The organism is Paenibacillus andongensis (assembly GCF_025369935.1).
Classification (GTDB): Bacteria; Bacillota; Bacilli; order Paenibacillales; family NBRC-103111; genus Paenibacillus_E; species Paenibacillus_E andongensis.
In genome coordinates this window covers 7,398,132-7,418,258 of record NZ_CP104467.1, presented here as the reverse complement: position 1 = coordinate 7,418,258, position 20,127 = coordinate 7,398,132, and the positions used below count along the sequence as shown (strand labels likewise).

The 20,127-nt window shown below is 44.5% G+C and carries 18 protein-coding genes; 13 read left to right on the top strand and 5 right to left on the bottom strand.

Going from position 1 to position 20,127, the window contains the following annotated elements:
* The first annotated feature begins 1 nt into the window (after position 1).
* Genes pelF through NYR53_RS33285 form a run of 4 tightly spaced genes read left to right on the top strand, consistent with a single transcriptional unit; the run spans position 2 to position 5,951 of the window.
* Positions 2–1,435: a GT4 family glycosyltransferase PelF gene (gene pelF / locus NYR53_RS33300; protein ID WP_261303228.1), complete on the top strand. Its 1,434-nt coding sequence runs from the start codon at positions 2–4 to the stop codon at positions 1,433–1,435.
* The gene (pelG, locus tag NYR53_RS33295; RefSeq protein WP_261303227.1) at positions 1,423–4,533 is read left to right on the top strand and encodes an exopolysaccharide Pel transporter PelG; all 3,111 of its coding nucleotides are present in this window, start codon (positions 1,423–1,425) and stop codon (positions 4,531–4,533) included. The genes pelF and pelG overlap by 13 nt, the downstream gene beginning before the upstream one ends.
* 2 nt (positions 4,534–4,535) lie before the next feature.
* Positions 4,536–5,243 carry a polyphosphate polymerase domain-containing protein gene (locus tag NYR53_RS33290; protein ID WP_261303226.1) on the top strand — a complete coding sequence of 236 codons (708 nt, stop codon included), beginning with the start codon at positions 4,536–4,538 and terminating at the stop codon, positions 5,241–5,243.
* A gap of 27 nt (positions 5,244–5,270) precedes the next feature.
* A complete protein-coding gene (locus NYR53_RS33285) occupies positions 5,271–5,951 on the top strand; it encodes a DUF4956 domain-containing protein (RefSeq protein ID WP_261303225.1) in 681 nt (226 codons plus the stop codon).
* Between the two features lie 22 nt (positions 5,952–5,973).
* Here the strand turns inward: NYR53_RS33285 and NYR53_RS33280 are convergent, their stop codons facing one another.
* Complete coding sequence (locus NYR53_RS33280) at positions 5,974–6,834, bottom strand: copper amine oxidase N-terminal domain-containing protein (protein ID WP_261303224.1); 861 nt, start codon at positions 6,832–6,834, stop codon at positions 5,974–5,976.
* A gap of 575 nt (positions 6,835–7,409) precedes the next feature.
* Here NYR53_RS33280 and NYR53_RS33275 point away from each other — a divergent pair.
* The 6 genes from NYR53_RS33275 to NYR53_RS33250 all read left to right on the top strand — a co-directional run bounded on the left by NYR53_RS33275 (position 7,410) and on the right by NYR53_RS33250 (position 13,631).
* Positions 7,410–8,414, top strand: coding sequence for an asparaginase (locus NYR53_RS33275; protein WP_261303223.1), 1,005 nt, complete (start codon positions 7,410–7,412; stop codon positions 8,412–8,414).
* Between the two features lie 89 nt (positions 8,415–8,503).
* The gene (locus tag NYR53_RS33270; RefSeq protein ID WP_261303222.1) at positions 8,504–9,853 is read left to right on the top strand and encodes an ABC transporter substrate-binding protein; all 1,350 of its coding nucleotides are present in this window, start codon (positions 8,504–8,506) and stop codon (positions 9,851–9,853) included.
* A gap of 79 nt (positions 9,854–9,932) precedes the next feature.
* Entirely contained in the window at positions 9,933–10,826 is an 894-nt protein-coding gene (locus tag NYR53_RS33265) for a carbohydrate ABC transporter permease (RefSeq protein ID WP_261303221.1), read from the top strand.
* A gap of 218 nt (positions 10,827–11,044) precedes the next feature.
* A complete protein-coding gene (locus tag NYR53_RS33260; RefSeq protein WP_261303220.1) occupies positions 11,045–11,665 on the top strand; it encodes a carbohydrate ABC transporter permease in 621 nt (206 codons plus the stop codon).
* Positions 11,666–11,693: 28 nt separating this feature from the next.
* Positions 11,694–12,395 (top strand): copper homeostasis protein CutC, encoded by a 702-nt coding sequence (locus tag NYR53_RS33255; protein ID WP_261303219.1) that lies wholly within the window; start codon positions 11,694–11,696, stop codon positions 12,393–12,395.
* 69 nt (positions 12,396–12,464) lie between these two features.
* Complete coding sequence (locus tag NYR53_RS33250; protein WP_261303218.1) at positions 12,465–13,631, top strand: ROK family transcriptional regulator; 1,167 nt, start codon at positions 12,465–12,467, stop codon at positions 13,629–13,631.
* A 71-nt stretch (positions 13,632–13,702) separates the two neighbouring features.
* On the opposite strand, the gene NYR53_RS33245 is transcribed toward NYR53_RS33250, so the two are convergent.
* Complete coding sequence (locus NYR53_RS33245; protein WP_261303217.1) at positions 13,703–14,197, bottom strand: PepSY-associated TM helix domain-containing protein; 495 nt, start codon at positions 14,195–14,197, stop codon at positions 13,703–13,705.
* Between the two features lie 186 nt (positions 14,198–14,383).
* Positions 14,384–15,859 (bottom strand): DHA2 family efflux MFS transporter permease subunit, encoded by a 1,476-nt coding sequence (locus NYR53_RS33240; RefSeq protein ID WP_261303216.1) that lies wholly within the window; start codon positions 15,857–15,859, stop codon positions 14,384–14,386.
* Positions 15,860–15,977: 118 nt separating this feature from the next.
* On the opposite strand from NYR53_RS33240, the gene NYR53_RS33235 reads away from it, so the two are divergent.
* Together NYR53_RS33235 and NYR53_RS33230 are read left to right on the top strand one after the other, a co-directional pair.
* Entirely contained in the window at positions 15,978–16,517 is a 540-nt protein-coding gene (locus NYR53_RS33235; RefSeq protein ID WP_261303215.1) for a PadR family transcriptional regulator, read from the top strand.
* Between the two features lie 100 nt (positions 16,518–16,617).
* The gene (locus tag NYR53_RS33230) at positions 16,618–17,256 is read left to right on the top strand and encodes a DUF2306 domain-containing protein (RefSeq protein ID WP_261303214.1); all 639 of its coding nucleotides are present in this window, start codon (positions 16,618–16,620) and stop codon (positions 17,254–17,256) included.
* A gap of 29 nt (positions 17,257–17,285) precedes the next feature.
* On the opposite strand, the gene NYR53_RS33225 is transcribed toward NYR53_RS33230, so the two are convergent.
* Positions 17,286–17,810: an AAA family ATPase gene (locus NYR53_RS33225; RefSeq protein ID WP_261303213.1), complete on the bottom strand. Its 525-nt coding sequence runs from the start codon at positions 17,808–17,810 to the stop codon at positions 17,286–17,288.
* A gap of 22 nt (positions 17,811–17,832) precedes the next feature.
* On the bottom strand, positions 17,833–18,318 hold the full coding sequence (locus NYR53_RS33220; RefSeq protein ID WP_261303212.1) for a hypothetical protein: 486 nt from the start codon (positions 18,316–18,318) through the stop codon (positions 17,833–17,835).
* Between the two features lie 163 nt (positions 18,319–18,481).
* On the opposite strand from NYR53_RS33220, the gene NYR53_RS33215 reads away from it, so the two are divergent.
* Positions 18,482–20,074, top strand: coding sequence for an MDR family MFS transporter (locus NYR53_RS33215; protein WP_261303211.1), 1,593 nt, complete (start codon positions 18,482–18,484; stop codon positions 20,072–20,074).
* Positions 20,075–20,127: the final 53 nt, after the last annotated feature.

The following is a 20,127-nucleotide window of genomic DNA, read 5'->3' as shown; positions in this document are numbered from 1 at the left end:
TATGCGTATCTGTATTATCGCTGAGGGCTCCTATCCTTACGTGACGGGGGGAGTCTCGAGTTGGATTCATTCCCTGATTACGAATATACCGGAGCACGAATTTGTGATATTCACCATCGGCGCCTTCGAGAAGCAGCGAGGGCAATTTAAATATAAGCTGCCGTCCAATGTCGTAGAGGTGAAGGAAATATTTTTGGATGCCTACATGCGGGAAGAGGGAGAATGGGGTCATCGTTTCCGGTTGACGGCAAGCGAGCAGGAGTCGTTTCGTGCCTTGCTTGGGGGGGCCGGTCACATGGACTGGGGTGGCATTTTCAATCTGCTGCGTACGAAGCAGTTTCGTGTAGCTGCTGATTTTCTCATGAGCAAGGATTATTTTGATTTGTTGGTGGAGCTGTGTAAGGAGCGGTATCCCCAAATCCCCTTTACGGAAATGTTCTGGACTGTACGCTCAATGGTGCTTCCGTTGTTCTTATCCATTCGTCATGATATTCCGAAAGCCGATCTCTATCACAGTGTCTCCACGGGTTATGCGGGTGTAATAGGCGCACTCGGCAAGCATCTTTACAATAAACCCTATCTGTTGACCGAGCATGGGATTTACTCACGCGAGCGCGAAGAGGAGATTATTAAGGCGGGTTGGGTAAAAGGGTATTTTAAAGATCTATGGATTGATTACTTCTATCGCTTGTCGGAATGCTCTTATGAAAGTGCGAATGAGGTTATTACCTTATTTAACCGAAATCGTGAGATTGAAATTGAGCTAGGCTGCAGCCCGGATAAAATTAAAATTATCCCTAACGGGGTCAATCTTGCAGACTATGAAGAAGTTATACAAGAGAAACAACCGGACGATTCTATCGTGCGTATTGGCGCAATCGTGCGCGTCGTACCGATCAAAGATATCAAGACAATGATTCAAAGCTTTGCGCTTGTAAAGCGGGATGTACCGCATGCTGAACTATATATCATGGGACCATCCGAAGAGGATGAGGAATACCTGACAGAGTGTCAGCAGCTTGTAGAGACGCTGCAAGTGGAAGGAATTATTTTCACGGGTGAAGTGCGGATTAAGGAATATTTAGGTCGAATGGATGTCATGGTGCTTTCAAGTGTAAGTGAAGGAATGCCACTCGCAATTCTGGAAGGAATGGCTAGCTCCAAGCCCTTTGTCGCTACGGATGTGGGCAGCTGCCGTGAGCTGCTTCAAGGGATGGATGACGGCATTGGCCCAGCGGGGTTGATTGTTCCCGTGATGCATTACGACCAGATGGCTACAGCCCTTATCAAGCTTTGCAAGAATAAAAAGCTGCGTGAAGAAATGGGGAGAAATGGTCTGGAGCGGGCTGGAAAATATTATACAAGGAAGCAGTTTATTGAAAGCTATCAAAGCCTGTATGGATCATATAAGGAGGTGAATACATGGCGGGTATAGGATTCGAACTAAGGAGGCTGTTTGGCCAGCAAGGGCTGTTAAGCAGTTTCAGAGCGTACGCCTATTCATCGATGACGACAGTGGGACCAATGATTTTGTGCATGGGCACCATTGTTTTTATGCAGAGGTTCATGATCTCGGCAGGCTCCCCTTACTTGGAGCGCCAGCTTTTCCTCGCGACCGTCGTCTATTGCTTTATTTTCTCCGTTCTGATTACCGGGGGGTTATCCATGATTGTCACCCGCTATATCTCAGATATGATCTATCTAAAAAAATTCGAGCACTTGCTTTCCTCCTATTACGGAGCGATTGCAGCTGCATTGCCAGTAGGATCGCTAGTTGCGTGGTTATTTCTCCGAAAAGTATCCGCCGGAATTGGTTATAAAGCCGCCGCTTATCTGTTCTTTTCTGAATTGATTATTATCTGGCTGCAGTCGGTACATTTATCTGCGCTTAAGGATTACAAAAGAATCGTGCGCAACTTTTGTTTCGGTGTTGTCATTGCCATAGCTGGCTCCTGGCTGCTTCTGAAGTATACCCCATATAAAAGTGCCACTGCTGTACTTACGATGATGGATATCGGTTTTATGCTCATCGTGCTGCTGACAGCCTATCATTTTGAACAAAAGTTCCCAAAGAAATCCAGCCGTGTTTATTTTGACTTTTTCGCCTATTTCCGTAAATATCCCTCTTTGTTTTTTATCGGCACATTTTTTTATTCAGGCGTGTACGTGCACAGCTTCGTCTATTGGTTTGGTCCTTATAACGAAATCATTGCAGGGCGTTATATCATTTCTCCGTTCTACGATTTGCCAGTCTTTTACGCATATTTGACGGTAATCCCAACACTTGTTACTTTTGTTGTTTCTGTAGAAACGACTTTTTATGACAAATTCCGCGGTTACTATGATAAAATCTTGAATGGAGGCACACTGCTTGAGATTACACGTGCCAAATGGGATATGCAGCGAACTTTGATGCAGGAGGTCAGCTTTATGATGGAGGTGCAGCTGTTGTTTACCGTCGTGTTCCTTGCATTGGGCATTAAGCTGCTGCCCATGCTCGGGTTTTCAATGGCACAGATATATACGTTCAACATTCTCGTTTTGGGTTACTTCGTGTTCATCATGGCCTTTATCATTATGCTCATCATGCTGTATTTTGACGATCGGAGAGGTGTTCTTGCTGTAAGCAGTTTATTCGTTGTATTAAATGCAGGATTCACATACTGGTCTATGAATGCTGAATATCATGGTTTTGGCATTTTCATAGCAGCCTTCGTCACGCTGGTGTGTGCGTTAACCCGTCTTATCATGTATGTAAGAAATATTGATTACTATACATTTTGTGCACAACCTATTACGGTTCAAAAGAAGGTTCCTTTTTGGAGGCGACTCAGGGGCAAATCCACAGCCGTTACAATGCTAATGGTAATCGCTGCAGTTTTTCTAACTGCCTGCTCTGATGACAAGACGAAGGAATCAACATCGGCAGTACAGGCCGCGCCGCCTGTTGCAGCTCCGATTGCGTCCAATGGTAAGCTGGTAGAGGATAAGCGCATCTACGAGCAGGACAATGATACTTCCGTAGATACGATGTACTTAACGATACTACCGGATAAAAGCGGTAAAGAGAATCCGCTCACCTGGTATGCGATGAACCGGATCAGCAGCCGAATGGATGAGGGGAATCTAAAAGTCATCATCCAAGAAGGTGCACCTGATGGAAGTGGTCCTAAATCTGGCATGTTCGGATTCGGGGCTGTAGAAAGCAATGGGAAAGTCAGTTTGCGTGGGAATACGGCTCGTTATGCAGCACAACGCTCCTATAAAATCCGCTTGGAAGATCAAGCCGGATTGTGGCATGACCAGCGGACGTTGAACCTGAATAAACACATTTACGATTACGCCAGAATTCGCAATAAATTAAGCTTTGATATTTTTGAGACGCTTCCCAATTTTACAAGCCTTAGGACCCAATTCGTTCATCTTTACGTCAAGGATTTATCAGAAGGAAACGGGGCGGGAAAAACTTTTGAGGATAATGGTTTGTTTACCCATGTTGAACAGCCAAACGAAAAGTTTTTGAAAAGTCACTGGCTGGACCCGAACGGACAATTGTATAAAGCAGTAATGTTTGAATTTTTCCGCTATCCGAATGAACTCAAGTCGATGTCTGACCCTACGTACGATAAAGCGGCATTTGAGAAGCATTTGGAAATTGACGGATACGAGGATCATGATAAACTTCTGGCCATGCTCGATGATGTGAACAATTTGACGATGCCTATTGACGAGGTGGTTGCCAAACATTTTGATCTGGACAATTACTTAACGTTCCTTGCATCAAATATCCTGATGGACAACATGGATACAGACGCTCAAAATTTTTATCTATACTCACCTTTGAATTCGAAAAAATGGTACTTCCTCCCTTGGGACTATGACGGTGGATGGGAGCTTCAACGCGGTTTGGGAACCATAGGTCCGAGTAATGAAGGAATCAGCAATTATTGGCAAAGTGTGATTGACAACCGGTTTTTCCGAAGTGAAAAGAATGTCCAATTGCTAAAAGATAAAATCGATGAGCTTTATGCATCTATCAACAATGATACTGTGGCTAAGCGCTTGCAAACTTATCGTGGAGTTATTGAGCCGTTCATGTCCAAGGCGCCGGATATTAACTTCCTGCCGATTCAACTGAACAAGTTGGATGATGAGTATAAAAGGATTGCGGGAGTTCCGCTTCGTTCCCTTGAGCGTTTTAAAGAGGATGTGGAGAAGCCGAAGCCTTTTTACTTGGGAGATTTAACTCGTGAGAATGGTAAATATCGATTTGAATGGGACCCGTCCTTTGATTTGCAAGGGGACGATCTGACATACGATTGGACACTTGCAAAAGACCCCTCATTTACACAGATTGTAGACCAACGACAAAAAATGAAGGAAACCAGCCTTCAGCTAGATAATCTGAAACCAGGAGAATATTACTGGAAGGTTATCGTTCATGATGGGAAAGGACATCAGCAAATCGCTTTTGATGTGTACGAGTCGGATGATAAACCATACTACGGTATCAAGGCTATAAAGGTGGAGTGAAGGTGGAATTTCTCGGAAAAAAACTGCGGCACGAGCTGAAATATTATATTCACCCTTACGAATATGTTACGCTGCGGCAGCGGCTTTCTGCGATGCTTCAGTTGGATGGCAATTCCGATGACAAGGATGGGTATGGCATCCGCAGCTTGTACTTCGACGGGCCCCATAATCATTCGCTTTATGATAAAGTGAACGGCATCTTCGATCGGCAAAAATTTCGCATTCGCATTTATAATGGCAGTGATCGGACGATCAAGCTGGAGAGAAAAAGCAAATACGGGGATTATGTGAGCAAAGAAGCCGCTCAGCTGAGCAGAGAAGAGTATGATCGGATATTAATGGGGGATGTATCGTTTTTGTTAGAGTATAACGTTCCGCTGCTTAAGGATTTCTACACATCTCTGCAAGGCGGGTACCAGCCAGCAGTCATTGTGGATTATGTGCGTGAGGCCTATGTGTATGAGTTAGGCGATGTCCGCATCACATTTGATAAAATGTTATCGGCAGGCATTAATACAAATGATTTATTTGATCCGAATTTGGCCGTGTCGGAAGCACTCGATTCAACTAAGACTATCATGGAGATTAAGTACAACGACTTTCTTCCAGAAGCGATTCGACTCATAGTCCGTCCGGATACGCATAACCGTTCCAGTATTTCCAAGTACGTCATCTGCCGTGAGGTAGGCTATCGGCATTTTAGACCATAACAGTTCGATGGGAAAGGGGGAGACACAATGGGGGATTCGCTCAATTTTCAGGATGTCGTCAAAAAAAGCATTATTCATTTGGAGGCATTCCGCAATATTTCATACATCGATATATTGCTAGGGCTTGCCGTTTCATTTGGAATTGGCATGTTCATTTATTATATTTATCGTAAAACGTTCCGTGGTGTTGTCTACAGTTACAACTACAACGTTACTTTTGTGCTGATGAGTATGATTACGACTCTTATTATTATGACCATCAGCACGAACATTGTATTATCGCTCGGTATGGTCGGAGCACTCAGTATTGTAAGGTTCCGAACTGCGGTGAAAGATCCGCTAGATATCGTCTACATGTTCTGGGCGATTTCGGTGGGTATTGCAACTGGTGCAAAGCTCTACCCGGTTTCGCTGCTAGGCTCTGTCGCTGTGGGGGCAGCTCTTCTGTTCCTGTCCAGGCGTAAAATAAGAGAACAGCCCTACCTATTGATTATACGTCATACAGACGAATCCATAGGAGAGCTGCGCACAAGGTTAAGACAAATGAATTATCAAGTGAAATCGAAAACGGTCCGTAAAAACTTCACGGAGTTGACTCTAGAGATGCGTCTGCGGGATGATAATACGGCTTTTGTGAATGAGCTCTCTAGAATTGAAGGGGTGCAGGATGTGTCTCTTATTAACTACACAGGAGACTATGCACAATAACTTTATAAGGCCGCTGCCTCGCTTAGTTGATAATCTGGATGGTCCGAGTCGCATTCTCCCAGATCACGGTCGCACCAAGCGCTTCTCCAACGAAGCGCAGCGGTACGTACGTGCTTCCCTGATAGAGGACCGGAGGAGCATCCAGTTGAATCTTCTTGCCGTTTAGCAGTGCCTTCTCACTATCCAGTGTTAGGCTGATTGTTCGACTTCCTTTTACGGCAGTAACAGTTTGAGTATCCTGATTCCAGACTACCTTTGCATTCATAGCCTCGAAGATAGAACGAAGAGGAACGAATGTGCGATCGTTAATAATTTCAGGACGTTGTGGAAAAAAGCGCTCCTTGCCATCTATGATGAGGCGAGGGGCGTTTATTTTTTCGCGAACGGCAAGAATGCCGAGGCTTGGTGACGTGCAAAAAGCGTCTCCTGAAGGTGCAGCCTTGCACACCAGCTGGTTATCTTGAGCTTGCAGAAGCAGCTTGTAGCGCTCTTTGCCGTTACGGTCAAGCGAATACCAACTGCCGGTGTTATCCTGAAAATAGATATGCTCGGCAGCATCATATTGGAGAGAGCTTGGACGAATCTGATTGGTCTCAGGAAGGGAGTAGGTCCAGAGTTCTTTCTGATCTTCGAGCAAGGTCAAGCTGCGCTCGGTTGCTTTCAAATTTAGCGAAATCAGCGGTTTCGCGGCCTCGGGAAGCTTAGCGCTTTGCTTAACCGGCAGCCGTTCTCCGCTTGGAAGGACAGATTTCCACTGACTATCGGACTGGTAATAGGCCGTGCTGTCATTAGTGATAAATAGCTTTTGAGGAGAAGAGTCCTGCAATCTCCAAGCGACCTCAAATTGGTCTGCACCCTGAAGAGAAGCGTTAATTGGCTCCATGTTTGAAGTAATTTGCGATCGGAATTGCAGTAATTCTATATCTGGACTGCGGGTTTCTGAAGGGGAGTCAGCCCCTAGCAGGAAAATGATTGGTAGGGATGCAATAAAGGGAATCCACCGCATGTTCTCATCCTCTTTGAAGTAAATTGAAACGGTGGTAATAGGTTACACCGGGTTTCTACTTCTAATATAGCAAGAATTCTGGTTGATTTAAATCAATTTCGTAAACTAGGTCTACTCTTATTAACATTGGAGTCAACTTAGTTAACATGAGTTGATTTTATAATCCTCCCCTATTCTATGAAACTTTACTACGAAAGCGCTACCTGTTAGTTTACTTAACAGAAATTTAAAAAATGTTTGACAACAGATAGGTGTGTTGTTAATATTTAATTATTAACATCACTGGAATAAATAAAAGATGAATACCGGGTTAATGCCGTCTTATCAATCGATTTCTTCTAGTAATATGATTATTCCGTTGTTTTATTCCGATAATTAATAACATGTATGGAATAATTGGCCTCGCAACAATAGTAGACCATGAAATTTAACGCAAAAGAGGGGAAGACGAAATGGATAAAAAATTAGTTGAAGAGTATCGTGGAGGTGCGTTGGAATGCGTGCATAGCGGGCATATTTGCGGAGTCTCCATCTCGGGTGCTGTTAAGTACGCAGTAGGGGATGTAGAATCATTAACATATTTAAGGTCATCCGGAAAACCATTTCAAGCTATTCCTGTCATTCGGCATGGAGCGGATAGAAAGTTTGGGCTTTCTGATAAGGAAACGGCGATTATGATTGGGTCTCATCGTGCAGAGACCTTCCATGTTGAAGCGTTGGAATCCATGCTTACCAAAATTGGAGTGGGAGAGGAAGCGCTTGTCTGTCACCCCACTTACCCCTTAAGTGTGCCTGCTTCAGAAGCCATGCTTCGAGCACAGAAGCCTAAACGTTCGATATATCATAATTGCTCTGGGAAGCATCTGGGCATTCTTGCTTTGTGCAAAACAATGGGATATCCGACGGAAGGCTACTTTGAACCTGATCATCCCGCTCAAATTGAGATCGTAGACACGCTCGCTTACTTATCCGAATGTCCTAGAGAACAGATCCACTTAGGTACGGACGGTTGCGGTTTTCCAGTGTTTGCTATTCCGCTTAAGCATTTAGCCACTGCCTTCATGAAGCTTGCCTGTCCCGAGGTGATTGAAGATCTTGAGATTAGAGCAGCCGTGATTCGAATAACCGCTCTAATGAACGAGCATTATGAAATGATTGCAGGTTCAGACCGAATCTGCTCCAGTTTACTTATGGATTCCAATATTGTCGCTAAGGGCGGAGCGAAAGGCGTGTACTGCTTTGGATTGAAACAAGAAAAGCTAGGTTTCGCGCTTAAAGTGATGGACGGTTCTGAGGACGAGTGGCCCCTCATTACGGCATCCATCCTTGAGCAGATTGGTTATAGTAACCAAGAGACAATTGACCGTATGTATCAACTCACGCCAACTGACATTACGAACGATAATCGTAAGATAATCGGAATGAACAAAGCGGTGTTTATTTTAGAAACGGTGTAAAAACCCAGGCTTAGTTACTAAATGTTGTTGAGGAAACTATCTTCAGCAAGATTTTATAACATAGATCAAATTATAGGAGGGGTTATAAAATGAAGAAAAAAGCTACGATTCTAGCCTTATGTACCAGTCTTGCACTTACTTTTGCCTTAGCAGGCTGCTCTACGAATGGCGGGCAGAATGAAGCGGCAAAAGCCACTGCAACCGCAGGTGCCAAAGAAGCCACAGGCAAGAAAGCGAAGATCTCGTATCTCGATCCGCTTCCAAGCCCGGAAAGAACAGCGCTTATGCAGGGGCTTTTGAAACAATTTCAAGAGAAAAACCCGAATATCGAAGTTGAATATACCTCTGTACCTTGGGATGATGCGAATAAGAAATGGATGACCATGGGTGCTGCTGGCATTCTTCCTGACGTATTGAGTATTGATGATACTTCCTTAGTAGCGATGGCTTCAGCTGGTTATATCGAGAACTTGCAACCCTTTTACGACAAATGGGATCAATTAAATAATTTAACGGAAGCAACCAAGCAAGCGAGAAACAAATTCAAAGGCAATGTCTATGCGATTCCAGATGGATTCTTGCTGCAAGGCTTATTTATTAGAAGCGATTGGTTTAAAGAACTGAATATGCCCGAAAACATCGCGACATGGGATGATTACTTTACTCTAGCGCAAAAATTCACAGACTCCGCGAAAAATAGATACGGTATTTCCTTTAGGGGAGGAGCCAACGGTGTTATTCGCGCAATGGAATATGTGATGGCGGCGGTTCACTCTGACAGTTGGTTTGATAAGGATGGCAAATCGATTTTGTATAAACCAGAAGCACAAGCGGCCTTTAAGAAATTTTATGATGTTTACTTAAACGGGAATGCTCCTAAAGAGTCTGTCAATTGGGGCTTCAACGAAATGGTTCAAGGGTTCTTAAACGGGCAAACAGCTATTTTAAATCAAACGCCTGAAGTTATTATTACTGCTCAGAAAAATATGAAAGAAGGCACATGGAATGTCGTTCCAATGCCGAAAGCCGATGACGGAAAACGGTATATTTTCTGGGGTTACACAGCTGCTTACGCCATGTCTTCCAAATCGCAAAACAAAGAGGCTTCTTGGAAGTTAATCGAATTCTTGAGCTCTCCTGAGAATAACCTAGCATACAGCATCAAAAATTCTACGATTCCTATTTATAAAGATAACCTGAAAGATCCGTTCTTCAGCAAAGGTCCTATTGCTGGGTACGCGGGATCCATGGCGGATTCCAACATTGTGTTTGCAGGCCCTCCGAGCCATTTAGCGAAGCTTGGTCAATTCACGGGAACGTTTGCCGTGGAAGAAACGCAAAAATATTTGACAAAAGCGCAATCGCTCGAGGATACTGTTAAGCATCTTGCAGATTTTCTGACGAAAGAACAACAAGCTTATATGAAGGAAAATCCATAAAAAAGAAAGCAGATAACCGGGGACACGGATGAATCCCCGGTTATCTATTCTAAGTATTGAAAAGGCGGGGAGAGAAAGCATGCTGAAAGCAATTCGATGGAAATCATTCGAGCCCTATTTATTAATCGCTCCTGCTGTTCTAATAATTCTAGCTTTTTTTGCTTATCCATTACTTTCGGGACTTAAGCTTGCATTTATGCATTATGTCTTATTTGAACCGGGTAATATCCACTTTTCAGGTTTTGAAAACTTTAAATCTTTGCTGGTTGATAAGAATCTCCTTCAAATATTAGGCAATTCTGTTCTTTGGGTCATCTTAACGGTCGGTTTGCAATTCGTTCTTGGCTTTATGTTGGCACTAGCGCTAAATAAGCAGTTTAAAGGGAAAAACATCTACCAATCTATTGTTTTCCTGCCTTGGGCCGTGTCTGCTTTTTTAATCGGGATGATTTTCAAATGGTTGTTTAATGAACAGAATGGGCTTATTAATTACTTATTGGTGAAACTCGGAATTCTGGAAAAAGGCATCCCCTTTTTGGCTATTCCACATGTCTCTATTTTCCCAGTCATCATGGCTATGGTTTGGTATGGAGTGCCTTTTTTCGGGATTATGATTCTTGCTGCTCTACAAAATGTACCTAAAGACATCTATGAATCTGCTGATATGGATGGGGCAGGCCGAATGACCAAACTGTTTAAGGTTACGATTCCTTATATCAAACCTACGATTATTATTACCTTGCTGCTCCGAGTGATTTGGGTATTCAATTCAGCCGATTTGATCTACATCATGACCAATGGGGGTCCAGCGAATACTTCTCATAACTTGCCTTCCTATATATTTAATAAAATCTTTTATACGACGGACTATGGGCAAGCCTCCGCTTTGGGCATTATGATGCTGGCGATTCTTATTCTATATACGTTAATTTTCTTGAAAACGACTAAATATGATGATGCAGGTGATTTCTAATGGTCTCCTATGTTCGAAATGCAACCCCGACAGTTTCTAGAGTCATTGCGTTAACCTTGTTCCTAATCGGTGCTTTGTTTCCTTTTTATTGGATGTTGGTCACTTCGTTAAAGGATAGACAAGAAATTTATAGCGGGAAGCTAACGCTTTGGCCCAAAAATTTAACGTTTTCGAACTATATAGACACTTTCCAGAATTCTAGCTTTCCGCATTATTTTATGAACAGTTTTATTGTAAGTATGAGCAGTTCCATCCTGGTGTTGATAGTATCCATTCTAGGCGGCTATAGTATGGCCAGACATTCATTTCGAGGCAAGAAGCTATTTCTAATATCCTTTTTAGCTACTCAAATGATTCCTGTGATGGTCATTCTAGTCCCGCTTTTCATTTCATTCAGCCAGTTGCACTTGTTAAATAAGCTGCCTTCGTTGATTATTACTTATACGGCCATGAACATACCTTTTTGTTTACTGACGATGTCCAGTTTCTTTCAAAGAATTCCCGTCTCACTTGAGGAAGCGGCTCTTATTGATGGGTGTAACAAGTTTCAAACGATGATCAAAATTATTCTGCCGATTATGCGGCCGGGAATTGTTGCTACCCTTGTATTCGCATTTACAGGCGCGTGGAATGACTTGTTTTTCGGAGTTATGTTTACGAATAGCGAAAGCACCAAAACAGTCCCGGTAGGACTAAGCAGTTTTGTGCAAAAATTTGATATTAACTGGGGCCAAATGAGCGCAGCGGGTATTTTATCCCTGATTCCGGTTGTGATTATGTTTGCTTTTGCCCAAAAATACATTGTATCAGGTCTGACAGAAGGTGCAGTCAAAGGATAATGACATCAATTGGGAAGGTGGCAGAATTATGCTGCTGGAAGTTATTGCAACTACCGTGAGGGATGCTTTATTGGCCGAACAGAGCGGTGCAGATCGTATCGAACTCATAACGGGGATTCTAGAGGGTGGGTTAACGCCTAGCTACGGCTTAATTGAGGAGGTTGTGCACAGCACGAACATCCCTGTTCAAGTGATGATTCGCCCGCATAGTCAATCTTTTTGCTATGACCAGAGAGATCTGGGCGTTATGATGAAAGATATACAGACAGTGAAACGGATTGGTGCTCATGGTATTGTGCTTGGGGCGCTTACCGCAGACCGCAGGATTGATCACGAGACGCTGCGCCGATTGTTAGATGAGGCGGAAGGGTTGTCCGTGACGTTTCATCGTGCATTTGACGAAGTAAGCAATCTGGAGATGGCTCTAGAGGAACTTCTGTCATATAGCCAAATTGACCGGGTGCTCACATCCGGAGGAAAGCCAAACGTGCTTGATGCGCAAGAAGAAATCAGACAGCTTGTCAAAAAGGCGGAGTATTCTCACCTGCAAATTTTGGCCGGAAGCGGCTTGACGGTAAGTTCAATTCCCTCATTCCTGCAAGCGACAGGTGTGAACGAGATTCATTTCGGTAGAGGGGTACGAGTGGATGACAATCCGTTAAATGAGATCGATACGGAAAAAATGAGGGATATAAAAAATATAGGCTTGGATCATGCTGCTAATGGTTGACTGCGGTGTAGTAGCTTGATAACATGAGTTTATTAACATGGGTGGAATAAAGAAGAGGAATCTAAGTCAATGAAGAAAATTGAGAAACATGACCAAGATGTGATCAGACTGCATAATAAGCAGATGATTTTGGAAATCATTAAAAAGCGTCGGCCCATCTCCCGTGCGGAAATCACCAAAATCACGAAGCTCAGTCCTACATCTGTTGGGCGCATCGTAGCTGAGTTATGTGAACAAGGATTGGTGAGGGAGACCGCGTTGACCTCGGTAGGCGTTGGACGGAAGGCGATTATGTTAGATATCGATCCTCAAGCGGTTTATACCATTGGGGTGGACATCGGTAAAAAGGCGATTAAGTTCGGAGTCATGGAATTCAGCGGCGAACTTCTTCATGAGGAGCGAGTTGATCATATCGCTTTGCAAACAACTCCTGAAGCTACAGCCGCCATCATTTCCGAAACGATTAATTTGATGATTGCGCATAAAAATCTCGACAAGTCGAAAATCATTGGCATCGGCATAGGCGTGCCCGGTGTGATCGATCATGAACGGGGAATCGTCCAATATTCGTCGACATTGGGTTGGCGAAATATCCCTTTCGCCCAATTTATCCAGGACAAGCTGCATATTCTTACGGTCATTGACAATGACTTGAAAGTAAAAATCCTTGCGGAGTATTTGCTAGGCTCCGCACAAGGATCGAGAAAGACAGCGTTGATTGAGTTAGGCACTGGAGTCGGTTCCTCTTTGATTATTGATGGCGACATTTTTCGCGGGGGTTCCAACAGTGCCGGGGAGTTAGGACATACCACGCTGGATCCGAACGGCAACATGTGCGAATGCGGCAAAAGAGGATGTCTGCAAACGTATATCGACGAGTCGGCTATTCTGCATGAAGCAAACCGAATCAAGGAGACTGCCGATATCCAGCAGCTGTTTGCAGCGGCGCACAACGAAGAGAACTGGGCCCAAGATATTATTTCCAGAACTTCGCTTTACATTGGCATAACCATTAACAATATCGTCTGCATGTACAATCCCGATGCCGTCATTTTATGTGGTGATTTGGTGGAAAACTACAGTGAGATTGTGCCTTTAATCGAAGAACAGTGCGGGCAGGTGGTTTGGGAACCTTTTCGCGACACGTTTAAAATCCTGACTTCCGAATTGAAGAGCAAATCGATCGTTGTAGGCGCAGCCATGTTAGTGATGAATAACTACGTCGATAAATCATAAAATAAAAGCGTTACGGACATTAGTGGCAGCAGCCGCATGTTCGTAACGCTTTTTTCTATTGAAATGTACAATTAGGCTTCTAAGGTCCGACGCTTCTTCCTTGAAATACCTTGAGCTCGAAGCGTCTTGATCGATAAAATAATGCCCGTAATCGTCAGGAAGATCATACTAATCGCCGCTATGTCGACAAGCCATTTCACATTGGTGTTCCCGATTTTCTCCTCATGGAGTCCCTTGATGAAACCTGTCAAACTGTTAGCTCCATCCTGACCGGGGCCGGGGCCGGGGCCGTTAAATGCAGGTCTATCTCTCTGCGTAGCTCCAGATGTTCCTTGATCGCCCGCGGTAGAAGGCGTCATCGAATTGGAGGATTGATTGGATGGAGCTGCTCCAGTACTATTTCCATTGGTCATGCCTTGAGTCATAGCCCCAGGAGGACGCATTTCTGCTCCACCTGAGCCTGTCAGCCACTTCTCGGACAAGAGAAGCCCCGTAATCGATTGGATCAAAATAAAAACCGAGCAAATCAGGCCAATCCATAAATGCAGTTGACGTGTTCTTTTCATGTGAAACCCACCTTTTCCAAAATTGTTGGTATGGGTGTAAGTATAGAGGCTTATCCTGAAAAGAATCTGAGGCCTAGCTGAGGGATTGCTGAGTATAGTTAACACAAAAAAACCTACTGATGCATGTTGCATGCAGTAGGTTTATTCAATGTGTGACTAGGCAGCCTGTGTTGGCCGCTGGTCTTCTTACTCAGCTGTTTTGACGACGGGAGCCGGAGCAGTGTTAGCTTTCTCCGTCGGAGCTTTCTGCTTGCCAATGAACAAGCTGAGCGGCAGCGCGGCTAGCACGATGAAAGTGGCTAGCAAGTAAACATCGTTTACACTCATTGTGAATGACTGCATCCCGATCACAACCTTATCCTTCAAACCGCTGCTGGCCAAATCCTTGGCATGCGTAGCTGTTTGAGTGGAAAGGACAGAAGTGAACAGGGCAATAGCAAAGGAGCCGAACACGTTGCGTACCCAGTTGCTGATCGAAGTCGCATGACCAGACAACGTTCTCGGAATTAGCTCCATCCCAGCGTTGCTTGATGGCATAGTGGCAAAGGCGATCCCGAGGTTCCGAACGATCATCCAGAACACGATATAACCGCGAGATACATCAACACTTAGCCAGCTAAGGGTTAATGTCCCAATAGCGATTAAGGAAATACCGATGAAAATGAGAATGCGCGGACCTACAATACTATATAGTTTACCCACAATCGGCATGCTTAATGCCATCACAAGTGAGGCAGGAAGCAGGATTAAGCCAGTATCAAGCGGCGTCACGTGCTGTATATTTTGCAGGAATATTGGAGTCAAAAAAGTGCCAGAGTACAAACTAATCGTGACAATACTAGAAATAATTAGTGTTAGTGTATAACGTGAATTAGATAATACGCGAATATTCAGCAGCGGTGTTTCTACGCGCAGTTCTCTCCAGATGAAGAGCAGAAGAACGAGAATACCGGTCGCAAACAATCCAATCACTTTACCTGACGTCCAGCCCCAAGCATGACCTTGAGAGAAAGCGACGAGTAAGGAAAGACTGCTTACGATGACCGTTAATAAGCCAAGCAAATCAAACTTTTTCGGTACAGAAAGACGATAATACGGAATCAATTTAAATACGAGAAGAATCGCAATAACACCGACAGGTACATTCATGAGGAACAACCAATGCCAGCTCCAATTTTGCAAAAGCCATCCAGCTAAGGTAGGCCCAATCGCAGGAGCCATCATGGCAGACAAGGACCAAAGGGAGATCGCAATCGGCTGTTTATCCCGCGGTATCACTTGGTACACAATGGTCATGGTCGCCGGCATGATGAGTCCGCTGAAGGCGCCTTGCGCAATACGGAAGGCAATGAGAGAAGGAGCGTCCCAAGCGACCGCGCATAAAAAGGAAAAGAGCGTAAAGCCCGCGAGTGCCGTGGCATACAGAAGTTTATAGCTGAACCGCTCACCCAAATAGCCTGTAATGGGGGCGATCGTACCGCTAGCGAGCATGAAGCCCGTAATCGTCCATTGAATTTTGCTTAAATCAGAATGAAAATGATCACTTAAAATCGGTATCGCAATATTAATCGTACTCATACTCAGGATCGCAACGAACGACCCGAAGAAAATAGCAATCATGATCGGCCAAAAACGAACCTGCTGTAACTCATCTTTACTCAAAGTAATGCCTCCACTCTATCCATTGATCTTATCCGTAGTATTCTCTATAATTTGAATGAAAATTATCATACTACCAAATGAATGGATATGTCAATAATGACATAACGAAGGAGAGGCTATGAATACCCTTTCATATGGCTTACTAAGCCTTTTAACCAGAAATTCCCGAACGGGCTATGAATTAACACAGAACATTCAACCATTTTGGCAAGCGAAGCATAGTCAAATCTACCCTCTCCTCGCTCAATTAGAACAGAAGGGGTACGTTGAATTTGTGCATGTTCCTCAGTCGGATAAACCGGATAAAAAGGTGTATTCCTTAACGGATAAAGGCCGGGAAGCACTCCAACATTGGATTGCGCAGCCTACAGATGAGCCAGTGGTAAGGGATGAGTTGTCATTGAAGGTTTTCTGCATTGGCCTTGTAGACAAAGAGCAAGCGCTGAAAGTGCTTCATGAGCGTGAGATCTACTACCAGAAGAAGAAAGAGCGGTTTACACAATCTTATGAACGAATTAAACAGGAAAGTGCCAAACCGCTCGAGGAACTGGAGATCCATGACCCGTTATTCGGGCTTTATGTGCTGTTCCAGAAAGCAACGCTGAAAGTAGATGCAGACTTGGTCTGGTGCGAATGGATGAAGTCTAAGTTGAAATAAAAGTAACGAGTTTAGATTTATTTAAGGATTCATTTAGCAGGGTTTTAGACTAGAGATGTAAGATAGCAGAAGGAGTGATGAACTTAAACGGGGGCTATATATGAGTAAAAAACTAGGAATTTTCTTGTGTGTCATCATCATAGGCGTGGCGATTGCCGCGATTTTTCCCTATGTCACCTTGAATCCGGCAGACAGTCGAGTCAAGCTAAATACGGCATTTTCCCTACACTATACAGTACTTGTTCTCCATATTGGATTCGCGTTCGTTGCGCTTGTTAGTGGTTTGTTTCAATTTCATAGGCGCTTCCGGACCAACCATCCGGCATGGCATAGGGCTTTGGGCCGCGTATATGTCATCAGCGTGATGATTGGCGGTCTCTTGGGACTCGTTATGACCTTGTACATCGAAAGCTTTACGAAGGCAATGGCATTTCTAGCACTGAGTCTACTTTGGCTATTTACAACATGGAAAGGCTTCCGATACGCTGTCAAAAAGCAATTTGACGAGCATCGTGTCTGGATGATTCGCAGCTACGCCATTACACTCGTCGCCACTTCAGCAAGATTGGTTGTCCCGATTTGTATTTTGCTGTATCTCGCTATGCAGGGGTTCCATCTTCCCGCGGGCGGTCGTGAGCAAATGGTCGCTGACATTTTAGAAATAAACATCTGGATCGGTTTGCTTGTCAATCTTATTGTTGTGGAATGGTTCCTGTTGAGAGCACGGAAAGATAAGTGACGACTGAGATAAAGTCCCATTAAGTACGGTTAGGATATTTTCTTTAAAATAAGGTGAATGATATCTTCCGTTTCCAATTCATCCGTCCTAATATGATCCTCAAAAACAGGGTCCTGTAAGGCGGCCACACACTTGTCCACTTGCTGAAATGTCCATCCCCCCGGCTCATCGCCACGCTTGGTTATGCGTCTATGCAGCGTCTCTGCGGAAGCGCTAAGGCAGAAATGAATGACATTCTTGTCTATTGCTTTGAATCCATCATAGATATAGTCGAAATTTTGACGTTTATAAATCGTCATCGGCACGATGAGATGCTTGTTGTACGTCGATTTCAACTCCGCGGCGGGCTTGACCGTGAGAACCTTCCACATCTCCAAATCTTGAAAATCATCCGTTCGCTCATGGGCAAGTCGATGCTCTACAGCAACTAGCTTTCTAAGCATATAACCAATCTCTTCCGGGTCAAAAATCATGCTGTTTGGAACGAAAGGAAGCAGTCCATTGGCGGCTGACGTCTTTCCTGCTCCAAAAGCACCATTAATCATGATTATCATGATATTCCTCCTGATGGCTAGATCAACCGCCAACCTCTTGAATAACCGTTTGAATCTTCTGTAGCCGGATATATTCGGACTTTTCCAATTGAGGCCGGAAATAGGCGTACAGATAGGCGGCGTCATGGAATTCCAGACCAGGGTAGCAAACAACCTCTTGCACGACTTGAGGGTTATCCATAATAACCTGCCACTCGCCTTTGCGGTCTGCTTCCGTTATGGTAGATAAGACATGCTTTTTCGCTGCTAGGGTAGCATGAAGTTCAGGCCAAATGCATTCCCACGAGGGGCTGAAGTTAACTGGCTCAGGGAACAGACGGCTTGCTTTGGCGATGGTCAACTCAATGCCTTCGATGTCAGCATCTCCAGCTGTTTTGATCTCCTCCGTTATGCCATCTAACAGTCGGCGGAACCCGGAGTATCCCTCGGTTAGGACTGCATGTTGAAAAGCTATTTCTGCGTCACTTGTGGAAAGCGTTTTGAAATCTGCAAATGTAGGATTGGCCATATAGGTATTACCCCCAAATCGTTCCTTTTCCCAAAAATGTATCACAAATTTTTTTCCAATAAAAGCCTTTACATATTAAAACGCCCTCCCGGGTTTAAATTCAGTTTATAAATGTCCCTTATGCTAATTTCATTCGAAGGAAATGGCAAAGGAGCGATCATTAATGAGTAGTGAACCAAAGAAAGTAGCGTGGATTATAGTAGGGCTAATGCTCGGAATGCTGCTGGGAGCCCTGGATCAGACGATCATCTCGACGGCGATGCCAACGGTTATTCGAGATCTTGGCGGGATTGCGATGTACAGCTGGGTATTCTCCATCTACATGTTAACCTCGACGACGAGTATGCCCATCTTTGGGAAATTGGCGGATCTGTATGGTAGGAAGCGTGTTTACCTCGTAGGGATTGGTATCTTCGTAATAGGCTCTGCGCTTTGCGGGCTGGCGACGAACATGACGGAGTTGATCATCTACCGCGGACTGCAGGGTATTGGCGCCGGTGCATTAATGCCGATAGCCATGACGATTATTGGCGATATTATGCCAGTTGAGAAACGTGGGAAAATGCAAGGTTTGTTCGGCGGTGTCATGGCTTTATCCAGCATTATTGGGCCAGCGATTGGCGGCTTTATCGTGGAACATTTGAACTGGAACTGGATTTTCTATGTGAATCTTCCGTTTGGTATCGCAGCGATGGTGATTATCGGTTCAGCACTTAAAGAAAGCCGTACCAACGAGAAACGCTCCATAGATTGGTTAGGTGCACTTACATTAAGCGGAGCCATTGTTTCGGGTTTGCTCGGTCTGGTCCTAGGGGGCGATCCGGAGGCAGCGGGAAGCCTGCATTATGCGTGGGGCTCTCCACAAATTATCGGTCTTTTCTCAGCGTGTGCCATTCTCCTGGGTCTGTTCCTCTGGGTTGAATCCAAAGCCAAAGAGCCAATGATCCCCTTACATTTGTTCAAAAATAAAGTCATTTCCGTCACCAGTATGATTGCTGTTTTGATGAGTGTAGGGATGTTCGGGGCGATTACTTACATTCCTTTATTCGTACAGGGCGTCATCGGTGTTAGCCCATCGATTGCTGGTTATATCTTGACACCTCTCATGTTATCCGTAGTGGCATCAGCCATTATTGGCGGAAGGATATCGAGCAAGGTTTCCTATCGCACCCTAATAGGTACGGGGATGATTCTCATAGGTATCGGTTTCAGCTTCATGTCGACCATGGATGCAGGTACTTCTAAGCTCTTCATCATTCTCTATATGATCGTGGCTGGGCTGGGTATGGGTCTTATTATGCCAACACTAAACATTGCGGTGCAAGGTGAAGTTGGGGCAACTAGTCGCGGTATCGTAACATCGCTAGTACAATTTTTCCGTTCCATCGGGGCAACGGTGGGGGTGAGCATCATGGGGGTCATGATGACGAATCGAATGGCAGAAGGCCTTTCCGGTATGGGCGAAAAGTTCCGCCAAATCCCTGCGGAGCAGCTTAAACAATTCGCCAATCCACAGCTGCTGCTGGATGCGAATGCGCGAGCGAAGCTGCCTGCCGACATTTTGACAGAGCTGCAGCAGGTGTTTGTTCATGGCTTGAGCGGTATCTTCTTGGCAGGAAGTCTCATTGTTTTTGCCGGAGTTATCATTGCATTCTTCTTAGGTAAGGCAAGGATGCTGCCGCAAGAGACAAAGCCTATGGATAGCGATGTACGACCGAATAAAGAATCGGTGCTGCAGCAATCTGAATTCGTCTAAATCTGATTGCTGTTGTATGCTAGAAGGAATAAAGAATGAATCTAGATTTAATA